12 protein-coding genes are annotated in these 12,673 nt (G+C 61.0%); 8 read left to right on the top strand and 4 right to left on the bottom strand.

What is annotated here, in order from left to right; all coding sequences use genetic code 11:
- On the top strand, window positions 1–278 hold a 278-nt coding region (locus KDL09_RS20510), incomplete at its 5' end, for a lysophospholipid acyltransferase family protein (RefSeq protein ID WP_294389288.1).
- A 33-nt stretch (window positions 279–311) separates the two neighbouring features.
- On the opposite strand, the gene KDL09_RS20515 is transcribed toward KDL09_RS20510, so the two are convergent.
- Window positions 312–950 carry a DUF1080 domain-containing protein gene (locus KDL09_RS20515; RefSeq protein ID WP_294389290.1) on the bottom strand — a complete coding sequence of 213 codons (639 nt, stop codon included), beginning with the start codon at window positions 948–950 and terminating at the stop codon, window positions 312–314.
- A 134-nt stretch (window positions 951–1,084) separates the two neighbouring features.
- Here KDL09_RS20515 and ahcY point away from each other — a divergent pair, with 134 nt between their 5' ends.
- The gene (ahcY, locus tag KDL09_RS20520) at window positions 1,085–2,488 is read left to right on the top strand and encodes an adenosylhomocysteinase (protein WP_294389291.1); all 1,404 of its coding nucleotides are present in this window, start codon (window positions 1,085–1,087) and stop codon (window positions 2,486–2,488) included.
- Window positions 2,489–2,556: 68 nt separating this feature from the next.
- Here ahcY and KDL09_RS20525 read toward each other — a convergent pair whose 3' ends face one another.
- Window positions 2,557–3,609, bottom strand: a complete 1,053-nt coding sequence (locus KDL09_RS20525; RefSeq protein ID WP_294389292.1) for a putative zinc-binding metallopeptidase — start codon at window positions 3,607–3,609, stop codon at window positions 2,557–2,559.
- 51 nt (window positions 3,610–3,660) lie between these two features.
- Entirely contained in the window at window positions 3,661–5,202 is a 1,542-nt protein-coding gene (locus KDL09_RS20530; RefSeq protein WP_294389294.1) for a serine hydrolase, read from the bottom strand.
- A gap of 89 nt (window positions 5,203–5,291) precedes the next feature.
- On the opposite strand from KDL09_RS20530, the gene KDL09_RS20535 reads away from it, so the two are divergent.
- The 6 genes from KDL09_RS20535 to KDL09_RS20560 all read left to right on the top strand — a co-directional run bounded on the left by KDL09_RS20535 (window position 5,292) and on the right by KDL09_RS20560 (window position 11,960).
- The gene (locus KDL09_RS20535) at window positions 5,292–6,908 is read left to right on the top strand and encodes a formate--tetrahydrofolate ligase (protein WP_294389296.1); all 1,617 of its coding nucleotides are present in this window, start codon (window positions 5,292–5,294) and stop codon (window positions 6,906–6,908) included.
- Between the two features lie 45 nt (window positions 6,909–6,953).
- A complete protein-coding gene (locus KDL09_RS20540) occupies window positions 6,954–9,002 on the top strand; it encodes an ABC transporter substrate-binding protein (protein ID WP_294389298.1) in 2,049 nt (682 codons plus the stop codon).
- A gap of 179 nt (window positions 9,003–9,181) precedes the next feature.
- The gene (locus KDL09_RS20545; RefSeq protein WP_294389301.1) at window positions 9,182–10,333 is read left to right on the top strand and encodes a hypothetical protein; all 1,152 of its coding nucleotides are present in this window, start codon (window positions 9,182–9,184) and stop codon (window positions 10,331–10,333) included.
- Between the two features lie 4 nt (window positions 10,334–10,337).
- A complete protein-coding gene (locus KDL09_RS20550; protein ID WP_294389302.1) occupies window positions 10,338–11,210 on the top strand; it encodes an ABC transporter ATP-binding protein in 873 nt (290 codons plus the stop codon).
- 42 nt (window positions 11,211–11,252) lie between these two features.
- Window positions 11,253–11,723 carry a hypothetical protein gene (locus tag KDL09_RS20555; protein ID WP_294389304.1) on the top strand — a complete coding sequence of 157 codons (471 nt, stop codon included), beginning with the start codon at window positions 11,253–11,255 and terminating at the stop codon, window positions 11,721–11,723.
- Window positions 11,724–11,762: 39 nt separating this feature from the next.
- Complete coding sequence (locus tag KDL09_RS20560; RefSeq protein WP_294389305.1) at window positions 11,763–11,960, top strand: hypothetical protein; 198 nt, start codon at window positions 11,763–11,765, stop codon at window positions 11,958–11,960.
- A 3-nt stretch (window positions 11,961–11,963) separates the two neighbouring features.
- Here the strand turns inward: KDL09_RS20560 and KDL09_RS20565 are convergent, their stop codons facing one another.
- Complete coding sequence (locus KDL09_RS20565) at window positions 11,964–12,635, bottom strand: response regulator transcription factor (protein ID WP_294389308.1); 672 nt, start codon at window positions 12,633–12,635, stop codon at window positions 11,964–11,966.
- Window positions 12,636–12,673 lie beyond the last annotated feature (38 nt).

Raw genomic sequence — 12,673 nt, forward strand, 5'->3', positions numbered from 1 at the left:
ATTCGCTCATCCTGTTTCCCGAAGGCGGACGTCAAAACACGCCTGAACCGCAGCCGTTCAAACCCGGGCTGTTTCATCTCGCGAAAAAACGGCCCGATGTGCAGTTAGTCCCTGTCTGGATGGAAAATCTCAACCGCATCCTTCCCAAAGGAGAAGTCCTCCCGGTGCCCGTGCTCGGCAGTGTGACTTTCGGCGCTCCCATCAAGCTCGAGGCGGGCGAGACGAAGCCGGATTTTCTCGTCCGGGCGCGTGATGCGGTGCTCGCGCTGCGGCATTGATTCGAGGGAATCATAGCGGAGCGCTCTCCGTGCCTACTTCAGCTCCTTGATCCTCACGTTGCGATACCACACCCGCAACGCTTCATCTTGGAAGGCGATGTGACCGACATTTGGGCGGTCGGCCATCTTGATGTCATCGAGTGACGTGTCGATCACCTGTTCGCCATTGAAGACGACGGTGACGTGGCGGCCTTTGACCGTGATGGTGTAGCGATTCCATTCGCCTGCGGGCTTCACCATGTTCTTAGAGGGGCCGATACCGTGGACGATGCCACCGCAGTCGTGGTGACCGGGTTTTTCGAGGCCGAAGGTGTCGAGGATCTGCACCTCGAATCCAGTCTTCACTGGCTCCTTCATGTCCCCGACGCGCATGAAGACGCCGCTGTTCCCCTTGGCGTTGATTTTGAATTCGAGATCGAGGACGAAGTCCCCATACAGCTTCTCGGTCGCGATGTAGGCATCATAGCGCTGCCAGCCTTTTTCGCCCTCGCGTGGGTGCAGCGAGACGCTGCCATCGTCTTCGACCAGCCAGTTTCCGGTCGTCTTCCAGCCGGTGAGGTCCTTGCCATTGAACATCGGCACGAAACCAGGGGCATCTGCGGCAGGATGGAGGTCTTCGGCTTGCAGGGGCAGAACCGCGAGGAGCAGGGCGAGGAAGGCGATCGTTTTCATGGTCGGGCCACTCAAACGGCCATTGGAGGCCAGATAAATCCCCGTTTGACTTTCCTGCGTCTCTTTGAAACATATCAACGTATCCTGATGCGTTGATTTGAAATTCTAATCCCCAAACCTGAACCACCACCCCAATGAGCGACTACAAAGTCAAAGACATCGCCCTCGCCGACTTCGGCCGGAAGGAAATCGAGATCGCCGAGCACGAAATGCCCGGTCTGATGGCCACCCGCGAGAAATACGGTCCCAAGAAGCCCCTCGCCGGCGTCCGCATCACCGGATCGCTCCACATGACGATTCAGACCGCCGTCTTGATCGAGACGCTGAAGGAACTCGGTGCCGACGTGCGCTGGGCCTCCTGTAACATTTTCTCCACCCAGGACCACGCCGCGTCCGCGATCGCTGCCTCCGGCACGCCGGTCTTCGCCTGGAAGGGTGAAACGCTCGAAGAATACTGGTGGTGCACTTGGCAGGCCATCATGTTCCCGAAGAGCAAAGGCCCGCAGCTCATCGTTGATGACGGTGGCGATGTGACCCTTCTTATCCACAAGGGCTACGAGATGGAAAACGGCGACAAGTGGGTCAACACCAAGTCCGACAACCACGAGGTGAAGGTCATCAAGGACCTGCTCAAGAAGATCGGAAAAGAGCAGCCCGGCATCTTCCACAAGATTGTCAAAGACCTCAAAGGCGTCTCAGAAGAGACCACCACCGGTGTGCACCGCCTCTATGAAATGGCGAAAGCCGGCAAGCTGCTCTTCCCTGCCATCAACGTGAACGACAGCGTCACCAAGTCGAAGTTCGACAATCTCTACGGCTGCCGCCACTCGCTGACCGATGGCATCTTCCGCGCCATGGATGTCATGCTTTCCGGCAAGGTGTCCGTCGTCTGCGGTTACGGCGACGTGGGCAAAGGCTGCGCCCAGGCGCTCAAAGGCCAGGGCTCCCAAGTCATCGTCACCGAAATCGATCCGATCTGCGCTCTGCAGGCGGCTATGGAAGGCTACCGCGTCATGCCGATCGAGGACACACTCGGCATCGCTGACGTGTATGTCACCACCACCGGCAACAAGGACATCATCACCTTGAAGCACATGGAGAAGATGAAGGACCAGGCCATCGTTTGTAACATCGGCCACTTCGACAACGAGATCCAGGTGGACAAGCTCAACGCCGCCAAAGGCGTGAAGCGCGTCAACATCAAGCCACAGGTTGACCGCTACACCTTCCCGAAAGGAAACAGCATCTACATGCTCGCTGAAGGCCGCCTCGTGAACCTTGGCTGCGCTACCGGTCATCCGAGCTTTGTCATGAGCAACAGCTTCACCAACCAGTGTCTCGCGCAGATGGAACTCTGGGCCACCAAGGGCAAGCGCAAGGTTGGTGTCACGGTGCTTCCGAAGCATCTCGACGAAGAAGTCGCCCGCCTCCACCTCGCCAAGATCGGCGTCAAGCTTACCAAGCTCACCAAAGACCAGGCCGACTACATTGGCGTGCCCGTCGAAGGCCCATACAAAGCCGAGCACTACCGCTACTAAGCTCGAGCGAACCACTCACAACCCCCAGAACCATGAGGGCGGCCAGCGATGGCCGCTCTTTTTTTCATTCACGTGGACCAGGCCTTTGCAAAGTGACGCGCCAGCCGCAGTTTTTGCGCCACGGGCACAGGGATGACAAAGGGATACAACGCCTGCTCGCCCAGGCTGTGTGAGATTTCATTGAGAACGGTGGAGAGGCACATCCAGCGCTGTAACCAAGCTAGAAACTCGCCGTCCTCGGCGGTGGTGGACATCAGCATCGTTGGTAGGAAGCCAGATTCCACCGGCAGCATCACCAGCGGCAGCGCGAGATGTTTCACATGAATGCCGAGTCCTTCGCAGGTCTCCAGACCGTCGAGAATCTGCAGATAGTGCGCCCACGTCTCCGCCCAGTCCTCCCACGGATGGGACGCGGCGTAGGCGGTGATGTAGTTCTGCGTCCAATCAGGGGGAGCCCCCTTCTCATAGTGTCTGGTGAGCGCCGCCGAGTAGTCGAGCCACTCGTCTCCAAAGCGTTCGCGAAACGCAAGGCGCTGCGGATCGTCCCATGGCAGCTCTGACAGATGACGCTGCCAGAGGTAGTGCGCGCTTTCATGCCGGAAGTGCCCCAGCAGTGTCCGGCTGTTTTCGCCGAGTTGCTGCTGGTTGAACTGCCGGTAGCTGTCATCCGCCTCCTCCAGGTTCACCGTGATCACACCATTGAGGTGGCCGGTGGTCACCGAGGGATTCGACAGCGTGCTGACAATGTCAAAAGCGAGTCCTGTCCTCGGATTCTCCTTTTTGGAGGGGAGGGTGATGCCGATGCGCAGCAGCGTGTAGATCAGCCGTCGTTTCGCCATCTCCATGCGCGCCCAGAGCATGCGGTTTCTCGGTGTGCTCAGATCGGGAATCGTGCGGTTCATGCGGCACGCAATGCACAAGGTCGCAGTCGCGCTGGCAGGAAGCAGCCAGTTGCACACGCTGTGCTTTACGCCGTTGTCGCAGCGTTTCATGGCGCTGTCGGGTCGAACCCTGAGCATGACGCCGCACTGCGGATCATAACCGACATCACTGCTGCACTTCAGGCAGCGTGAACTGCCGAAGAAAAGAACATTGCCACAGTCACAGGTGAATCGTTGCATGTGCGGACCCTCCTTCGCCGCGATTCGTCATGCTGTCACCCGTTGCTTGTGTCATGCAACGATCTTCCCCTTCAGCGGTGCTCGTGCATCCTTCGCCTTCGGGTTCATCGCGGTGATGCTGTTGAGGAAGGTGATTGTCACCCGGTCGTCCTCGAACTTGCATGTGACCGTGTCGCTGTGCGGCGTTTCGTAGTAGCGCCAGGTCATCACTAGGGTGTTGTCGTCGGTCCACGTGGCGTGTGCCGCGATCTTGTGCGCGGCAGGCTTCTCTGGTTTGCCGCCTGAGATCAAGCGCGGCGGCGTGCCAGGGAAGGCGGCCTCGTCGCGCTGCCATGAATCGAAACTACAGGTGATGTGGTGATAGTCGGCCTTGAACATGCAGCGCCCACCCTCGAAGGCGAATTCTGCCGTTTTGAGGCCAAGCTCGTTCGCCTCCAGAGCGAAGGTCCGGTTGACGGCGGCAGGCGACGTCTTGTGGCCATTCGGCGGGGTCAGCCTGAGTGTTTTGAGCCGGCCCAAATCGGCGTTGGCGGATCCTTTGGCATCGAAGGCCGGCAGTAGATGCTTCCACACGAGATCGAGCTGCCCCTGCATGTTTTTGTTCTCGCTCGTCATGACGATCACCGCATCCTGCTCCGGCAGAACGATGGTGAACTGGCCGAAGGCGCCGTCGCCGCGGAACGCGGTGCCCTGGCAGCGCCAGAACTGGTAGCCGTAGCCCTGCAGCCAGTCGTTCTGCGTTTTTGGGCGTTCGGGTTTGTCGCCGCCGGGTTGTTGAATGTGGAAGCTGGTCGCCTCCTCGATCCACTTCGCAGGCAGCAGTTGTTTGTCGTTCCATTTTCCCTTCTGCAGCAGGAACAGGCCGAACTTTGCGAGACCTTCGGTCTGAATGCTCAGACCCCAGCCGCCGGTGTTGATGCCGCGCGGGCAGGTCTCCCATTTCATGCCGGTGATGCCGAGCGGCGCGAATAATCGCGGTGTGAGGTAGTCGAGCACCGTCTGCCCTGTGACCTTCTGCACGATGGCGGAGCACATGTAGGTGGCCACGCTGTTGTACATGAACTGCGTGCCCGGTTTGTGAGTAATGTTCTGCGCCAGGAACGTGCGCACCCAGTTCTCCTCCTTGACCACGCTGCCCGTCGGCTCCTTCTCATTTCCCGGTGTCATCGTGAGCAGGTCCTGCACGCGCATCGCCGCAAGGTTGTCGCTGACCTTCTCCGGCAGATCGTCCGGGAAAAAGGAGATCACCTTGTCATCCAAGCTCATCTTGCCTTCCGCGACGGCGAACCCGACCGCCGTCGAGGTGAAGCTCTTGCTCATCGAGTACATCGTGTGGACAAACTCCGGCCCATACGGTGCCCACCAGCCTTCTGCGATCACCTTGCCATGTCGCAGCATCATGAGGCTGTGCAGCTCGAACTTCGCCTCGTCCACCGCATCCAGAAAATCGAGAATCGCCTTCGTCGACACGTTCTCCGCTTCCGGCGTGCTGCGTGGCAGGCCCGCCTTGGTTGCGGCAAACGTCTGAGGCAGCCAGAGGCCCAGCGTGGTGAAGCTGGCGCGTTTGAGGAAGGAGCGGCGTGAGGTGGTCATGGTGGTGGAGGTTACACGGTTGATCGCAATGACAACAGAATCGCCTTGCTTCACGCCCTGCCTTGCCATTTTGCGCGCTTCCGCCGCCCATGCACCCCGACATCTCTCCCATCGCCGATGGTCTCGGCATTTCGTCCGATGACCTCATTCTTCATGGACGGTACATGGCCAAGGTCAGTCTCAAGGCTCTTCATGATAAGCCGCAGCGTGGGCGGCTGATTCTCGTTTCCGCCATCACGCCGACTCCGGCGGGCGAAGGCAAGACGACAGTCTCCATCGGTCTCGCGCAAGGTTTGAAGAAAATCGGACGCAGCGTGGCGCTGGCATTGCGTCAGCCGTCGATGGGCCCTGTGTTTGGCCGCAAAGGCGGCGCGACCGGCGGAGGCAAAAGCAGCGTGCGCCCCGCGCATGCGATCAATCTGCACTTCACCGGCGACTTCCACGCGATCACCTGCGCGCACAACCTGCTCTCCGCCGTCATCGACAATCATCTCTTCCAGGGCGACTCACGTTTGTCGCCGGATCATGTGCTGTGGAAGCGCGTCATGGACATGAACGACCGTGCGCTGCGTGTGGTTCGCACCTCGGTGGGCAAAGCCACGGAACGTGTCACGGGTTTCGACATCACGGCCGCTTCTGAGATCATGGCGATCCTGTGCCTCGCCGAGTCGCTGCCGGATCTGCGTCATCGGCTTGAGCGCATCGTGGTTGGTTTCACACCGGAAGGTGAACCGGTCTTTGCCAAAGAGTTTCGCGTCATTGGCGCCATGATGGCGTTGCTGCGCGAGGCGCTGCCGCCAAATCTCGTGCAGAGCGTCGAGGGCGTGCCCGCCTTTCTGCATGGCGGCCCGTTTGCAAACATCGCGCACGGTTGCAACTCGGTGCTTGCTACGCGCATGGCGCTTGCGCATTCCGATTATGCGGTCACGGAAGCAGGGTTCGCGTTTGATCTCGGCGGAGAGAAGTTCATGCACATCAAATGCCGTCAAAGCGGTCTCGCGCCTTCGGCCATCGTCATCGTGGCGACGGTGCGCGCGCTCAAGATGCATGGCGGTGCCGCCTTGGATCAGCTCACGCAGCCCGACACCGCGGCATTGAGCCGTGGTCTGGAAAACCTCGCCGCGCATCTGGACAGTGCCGAGCAGTTCCAGCGGCCGGTCATCGTGGCGGTCAATCAATTTACCAACGACCACGAAGACGAACTCGCCCTCGTGCATGAGTTCTGTGCTTCACGCGGTGTTCCTTGTGCCACGGCCAATGTGTTTGGCGAAGGCGGTGATGGCGCGGTGGCGCTTGCAGAGAAAGTGCTCGCCGCACTGCCCGAAGAAGACACGCCGCTGCCGTTCCTTTATCAGCCTGACGACAGCGTTGAGGCAAAGCTTCACGCGATAGCGACGAAGATCTACGGTGCCGACGGCGTGCTGCTCACCGATGAAGCAAAGGCCAGGCTCGCGCTGTTTGCGCGCAGCGGCTTCGACAAGCTGCCGCTGTGCATGGCGAAGACTCAGGACTCGCTCTCCGACGACGCGAAGAAGCGCGGCCGCCCAAGCGGCTTCACGATCACCGTGCGTGATTTTGAAATCGCCAACGGCGCCGGCTTCCTCGTCGCGCTGACCGGCACCATGATGCGAATGCCTGCGTTGCCCAAAGTTCCAGCTGCTGAACGCATCCAGGTGTCGGACGACGGCATCATGAGCGGCATTTAGCGATGTCTTGCCCCCATGCGACGCACGTTCTAGCATCCAGCGCGCATGATTCTGGCCCGACCTCTCATCATTGGCTTCCCGTTGCTTTTGGGCGCGGTGGCGTGGTGGTCGGCGTTTGAATCCATCCGCAGCCGCACGCAGCGTCCGGAGGGGATTGTAGCAATGCTGCCGCAGAACATGCCGGTTTTGAATCCATTCATGCCTGCGACCGAGGTTGAGAGGGAAATCATCGATTTGGTTCATGAGCCGCTGATTCGTTTGGGAACTGACGGCAGTCTTCAACCCGCGCTGGCGGAATTCTGGCGCTGGACGCAGGACGTGACCTGCTGGTTTCCGGATGAGGCTGCCGCCAAACGGGCGCACGAACTTTTGCTGGCGCAGATCGGCGAAACGAACCGCTGGCTTGAGTGGCATCTCAGTGAAGTCCGGGTGGAAGGGGGCAGTCTGCTGCTGAGGTTCAGCGAAATCTCCCCGGTGGGCGCAGGTCACGCGCTGGAAGCCATTGCGGAACTGAGACCCCAGACCGTCGCGTTCTGGCGCATCGAACGTCGCACGCCGCTGCGCGAAACGTGGGACCGGTTTGTTGCTGCATCACCCCAGGCTGCGCAGGTGCGACGGGTCTGGTTTGATGGTGCGAACGCCTGCGAAATCGTGGTGTCCGGCCCCTCTCAGCGGCTGCTTGATGAGCTACGACGATTTCTGGAAGCGGATTCGGCTGAGCCGACTCTGATGCAACCGCTGGCCGAGGCTGCGGCGCTGAGCGAACCGGTGCTCGATTTCGACATCCGTCCTGGGCAGACCTGGAGTGACGGCACGCCCGTGACGGCGGAGGATGCGAAGGCGAGTCTCGAACTTCTGCGCAACAGTGAATGGCCGCTGCCCGGCCGCGAAACCTTGCGCCACATTCAGACCGTGGAGTCACAAAACAACGGCGCTCGCCTGCATGTCACCTTCCGCCGAAGACACGGAGCGGCGCTCTGTGGGTTCGTGGATCTGCCGGTGCTGCCCGCGGCATGGCTGCATGGGCATCCAAAGGCGAGCAATGCCGACTTCATCAAGCATGCGCCGCCTGGAGCCGGAACCCACCGCATCGATGCCAGAGAGTCGCTTTCTCTCATGCTGACACCGGTTCGCCAGGACACTGAGGCGCCTCGTTTCCTGTTCAACTTTCTGGCCTCGCCGCTGATGACCCAGATCGGTGTCAGCACTCATACGGTGGATCTTGTCTGGCCGGCGGCGGACCGCACGCAGTTTTCACAACTGCGGTTCACGCCGCCCCGCCAGCGGCTGGTGGTGCTCTGGAACACACGGAATGATATTCTTGGCAACGTGCGGCTGCGTCAGTCATTGGCGATGGCCACCGACGCAGACGAACTCGTCCGTGCGCTGCCCGGACGTCTGGGGCACGTGGATGCCAGTGTGTTTGCGCCAGGTCTGTGGTTCAGCACTCAGGCGAAGCAGGAACCGTTTCAACTGGAGCGGGCACGCCAGATCCTCACCGAAGAAGGCTGGCCGCGCGACGTCGAAGGCATCGCACGCAGTCCGGAGCATCGGTTTCAATTCACACTGCTCGTTCCCTCTGGAGATTCACTGCACAAGCAGACGGCGGACCTGCTTGTGGCGCAGTGGCATCGGCTGGGCGCACAGGTGACCGTGGAGCACATCTCGGACGCGCAGGTCCTGGCGCAGCGTCTTCGTGAGCATCGTTTCGACGCCGTGCTGCTGGATCAGCGCTTCGAAATTTCTTGGGATCAACTGCCTTGGTGGCACTCTTCGCAGGCCGGACCCGGCGGGACCAATTTCTGCGGTGTCACCGATCCGCAGATCGATCTCATGCTCGAAGCCCTGGCGGGCGAGTTTGATCCCAAGCACGTACCGGCGCGGGTGCGTGAACTGGAGGCGCGGCTGCTGCCTCTGCATCCCATGCTGACGTTGTTTACCACTCATGACGAGGCGGCGGTCATGCCGACGTTGCCAGGCGCAGGTTCTGTCAGCGGACCTGTGTCTTCGTGGACGCTTCAGGCGCTGGTTGCCACGCCGAAACGCAGCTCTCCGGCACCGGCCATCAATCTTCAACTGCGCCTCCCCGAATGACGAGTCTGCAGCCTTTTACATCACCTCCGCGCTGGCTGCCGTTGCGTCTGCTGCTGGGCGGCGTGATTGCTGCAGCGCTGGTGCTGCTTGCCAGTCATCGTGATTGGAATTGGAGCATCCTGATATTGTCAGAATCATTCGGGTCCGGATTGGGGTGGCGTTGCGGTTTGAGTTTGATCGTGCTTGTCCTTTCCCTGCTGCTGGCGCTTTGCATTGGGTTGCTCGTGGGATTGTCTGCACGAAACATTGGGCCGCGTGCGGAGGCGTCCGTCGCGTTTCTGGGTCGCATGCTCGCCTGTGTGCCGGTCGTGGTCGCGGTGTGGGGTTTCATTGGCGGCTGGGTGGGACATCTCGGCTGGCCGGTTGAGTCGCTGATGCCGGCGCAGTTTCCTGAGACGCGGGAGAGCTGGCAGATCCTGACGGCACGCATGCTTTGGGAGTTTCTGGCTCCGGTGCTGGTGCTGGCGCTGCCACTGACGGGAGAGATGATTCATGGCGTCGTCATGGACGGCACGGAGACCGTGAATCTGGAGTTTTCGTTGTGCGCCCGTAGTGTGCCCAAAGGGTCGCGTCTCTGGTTTCATCACCTGCGGCAGCTGGCACCGCTGCTGCGGGTGCGCCTGCAGTCGCTGTGTCTCATCGCGCCGGTGTATCTCATCATCATCGAAGACGCGCTGCGTTTCGTCGGCTGGGGCGGTGCGCTGGCCCACAGCCTTCGGTCGGGGGATGCCGACGGAGTCGCGCTCGGGTTTGTCAGCGGAGGGGCCATGATGGCGCTGCTCTGTTCGTGCCTGCACTTGTTGCACGGCCGCGTGGAGCCTGTCCGCGGCATCGCAGTCACGCTCGTCTGGCAGCCATGGCTGCTCTGGGCTTTGGGTGTGATGGCGCTGCTGCCAGGAGCCTCGCTGACGTGGGCGGTCCTGTGGTTTGCCGTGCTCCTGTCTGGAAGCGCAGGCTGGTATCGCATCTGGAGTCGCATTGAAGAGCAGCTTCCCGCGGAAGCCTCCCGCGCCCTCGGAGCGTCTGAACGAGTGATCTGGCGTCAGCACTTCGCTCCTCTTCAGGCTCGCATGCTCGCGGCCTGGATCTGCGCGGTGTCCGCACAGACGCTGCTGGGCATTGCCATGGCCTGCGCCCTGCAGCCACGGCTGATCGGCGGGCTCAGTGAACCGCTTGCCAGACTCTTGCGCCCGCTGGCGGTCTCGACGATCCATGATGCCGCGCAGACGCTCGCCGATCCTGCGGCGTTGCTTCAAGCCGGTGGTGGCATCGCGCTTGTCGCCTTGTGTTTGGCTCAAGTCAGCCGCATCGTCCAGCCTCGAATCCTTTGATCCCATGTCCGACGACTCCACGCCTCAGGCTGATGTGCCGCTGCTTTGCATCCGCGATTTGCAGATCGAATTTGGACGTCATGGCGCCGAGCCGATGAAGGCCGTCAAAGGCATCGACCTCGAACTCAAGCAGGGCGAATGCATCGCCCTTGTCGGTGAGAGCGGCAGCGGCAAAAGCGCCACGGCGCTTTCGTTTGCCCGTCTGCTGCCCGAACCGCCGGCCAGCATCACGGCAAGGCAGATGACGCTGAACGGTCATCACATCCTCGAGATGAGCGAGCGTGAGCTGCGTTCGATTCGCGGCAAAGAGATCGCCTACATCTTCCAGGAGCCGACGACGTCGCTCAACCCGGTGCTCACCATCCGCACGCAGATTGGGGAGGCGCTCGCCCTGCATCGCCCGGACGTCGCGAAGGCGGATCGCGACGACGAAATCGTGAAGTGGCTCGACAAGGTCGGCATCGTCGATTCGCGCAAGCGACTGAACGCTTATCCGCATGAGCTCAGCGGCGGCATGCAGCAGCGTGTCATGATCGCCATGGCGCTTTGTACCCAGCCGAAGCTTCTCATCGCCGACGAGCCGACCACCGCGCTCGACGTGACCATTCAAAAGCAGATCATGGACCTGCTCGCGCAGCTTCGGCGTGATCTCGACATGAGCATCATCCTCATCACGCACAATCTCGGCATCATCCGCAGCGTGGTGGACCGCGTGGCCGTCATGTTCCGCGGCAAGATCGTCGAGACGGGTCCCGTGGACGAAATTCTTCGCAATCCGCAGCACGCCTACACGAAGGCGCTGCTCGCGTGTGTGCCGCGCATGGGCGCGAAGCAGCCGCGCTTGAAGGCCATCGACTACGCCGCGCTGGAGGCGTAATCGCCGTTGCGGCCCGCTGGTGAGTCGTGGTAGCCTCTGGGCATGAAAACGCTTCTCGTGCTTTTCGCGGTCGCGATGCCGCTCGGCGCTCAGGTGGTCAATCCCACCACCGGCAAGAAGTTTGAGACCCGCACCATCAACGGCAGCGGTGGTAACAGCGGTGTCAGCATCAACAACACCGCCCAACCGGCTGCGCCGACCAAGACTAAACTCACATCTTATTTCATGCTTGGTGAGCCGCGGCAGTGGAAAAGCACGGATGGCAGGTCGCTGCTGGGCACCATCATCACCTTCGAGGAGTCTGTAATCGAGTTCGATGCCGCGAATCCCGCAGCGGCACGCGAAGCGGTGGAAAAGGCGCCGCCCGCCAAGCTGCCCGAAAAACCCACGCTCATCCGCGACGGCAAGGTGCGCCTTTTGGTGAACAAAAAGCCCGTCGAAGTTCCGCTGGAACGTCTCAGCGAGGATGACCGCAAGTATGTGGACGATTTGAACGCCAGGCTGCCAAAGTGATCTGATCATTGCTGTGCTTTCACCCGCCGGCATCTTCCCATGAAACACGTTCACGCAGGCCTGACCCTCCTCGCCGCAGCCTTGCTGCCCGGCTGCTCGGTGTTATCGGACTCGTCCCCACCCAAAACCACCAGTGAAATCCAGGCGGAGGCACTTTCCGGTCAGGTGCCCGACAACGTCCGTGATCCGCGCCCTCAGATGCCTCCCATGGGCCCGCTGGGCATGCCGATGCGCTGAGTCTCAGCCGCCACCCAGCGCGTAACCCACACCGCGCACAGTGCGGATGAGCTTCTTGTCGTGCTCCTTGTCGATCTTCGAGCGCAGACGCTGGATGTACACCTCCACGAGATTGGTCTCAGGGTCCATGTTGTAGCCCCAGACGTGCTCGTAGATCTGCATGCGGCCAAACACGCGGCCCGGGCTGCGCATCAGGTGCTCCAGCAGTTCAAATTCACGCGTGCTCAGTTCGACATCCTCGCCGCCTCGGCTCACCTTTCGTTCAAGGAGATTCATGCAGAGGTCGTCCACGCGCAGCAGATGGCTTGATTCACCCGCCTTGCGGCGAACGACGGTATGCAGCCGTGCGGCCAATTCCTCGACGAAGAACGGTTTCGTCATGTAATCATCTGCGCCGAGGTTCAATCCTTCGATTTTCTCCGGCAGCGTGGAGCGTGCGGTGAGCATGATGACCGGCACGTTGTTGCGCTTCTCACGCAGGCCGCGCAGGATGCTCAGCCCGTCGCGGCCCGGCACCATGATGTCGAGCACCAGCGCATCGTAAGGCACGGTGGTGGCCATTTCCCAGGCTTCATCGCCGTCGCTCACTGCGTCCACCTGAATGCCCTGCTCTTCGAGGCCCTTTTTGGCAAAGGACAGCAGTTTGGCCTGGTCTTCGACGAGAAGGATGCGCATGCCGCGGACGATGGGGCGCAAAGGCGGATTGTCCACCG

The sequence above is a fragment of the Prosthecobacter sp. genome, from assembly GCF_020439865.1.
Lineage (GTDB): Bacteria > Verrucomicrobiota > Verrucomicrobiia > Verrucomicrobiales > Verrucomicrobiaceae > Prosthecobacter.